The sequence below is a fragment of the Variovorax sp. 01N429 genome (assembly GCF_056399425.1).
This window is the reverse complement of record NZ_JBFTRG010000103.1, coordinates 1-469: the sequence shown is the minus strand read 5'-3', so window position 1 is coordinate 469 and position 469 is coordinate 1. Positions and strand designations below refer to the sequence as shown.

Below are 469 nucleotides of genomic sequence, written 5' to 3'. Positions count from 1 at the left end.
GTTCCACAGGTTCCAGACGTCCTCGAAGTCGGCGCGGGCCTTGGCCGGGTTGGCGTCGCCCTTGCTCGCGAGCATCTCGTTGAGGGGGACGTTGATGCCGGACGTGGTCAGCACCGTGGTCGTGTAGAGGGCGAACGCGGCGACGGCCCACTTCATCGCGGTGCCGCCACCGGTCTTGCGCTGCTTCCAGGCGGCGATCGCGGGGAACGCCATGGCACCGAAGAACGCGGCGAAGAACAGCGGGTTCTCGATCTGCACGTTGATCTTCTGCATGCTGTCGACGAAGCCGGCGTCGTTCTTGCGGCCGAGCATCGGCATGACCCAGACGCTGAAGAGCACGTAGGTGCCGGCCATCAGGCCGTTGGCGACCGCGCTGGAGACCAGCCAACGGCCGATCCAGACGCGGGTCTTGGCCTCCGCGGCAGCGCCGGCGGCGGCGGGGGCGGCAAGCGGGGCGGGGGTCCAGGGG

Annotated in this window: 1 protein-coding gene; it reads right to left on the bottom strand. The window is 69.3% G+C overall.

What is annotated here, in order from left to right; genetic code table 11:
* A partial coding sequence (locus AC1DSF_RS30785) for an anthrone oxygenase family protein (protein WP_478184103.1) occupies positions 1–469 on the bottom strand: 469 nt, incomplete at both ends.